Below are 202 nucleotides of genomic sequence, written 5' to 3'. Positions count from 1 at the left end.
CTCCCAAATATCACGAAGGGCTGAGACGGCCATCCTGCTGGCGACATCGCCGGCCAGATGACCTCCCATTCCATCGCAGACAACAGCTAATACCAGTCCGTTTTTTTCTGTGAAAATGCCGGCATCGTCTTCATTGTGCTGGCGTATTTTTCCCCTGTCCGTTTTTAAGGCTGTTTTCAACCTTGATTCACCTCGTCTCTTC

Annotated in this window: 1 protein-coding gene; it reads right to left on the bottom strand. The window is 50.5% G+C overall.

The genetic code is table 11. The features are described 5' to 3' along the window. Positions 1 to 180: protein phosphatase 2C domain-containing protein (locus tag J0695_RS46645; protein ID WP_206970253.1), on the bottom strand; the 180-nt coding region annotated here is incomplete at its 3' end. Positions 181 to 202: the final 22 nt, after the last annotated feature.

The organism is Streptomyces beijiangensis, assembly GCF_017315755.1.
Lineage (GTDB): Bacteria > Actinomycetota > Actinomycetes > Streptomycetales > Streptomycetaceae > Streptomyces > Streptomyces beijiangensis.
Note: the sequence above shows the minus strand (reverse complement) of the source record. Positions and strands in the feature narration are given on the sequence as shown.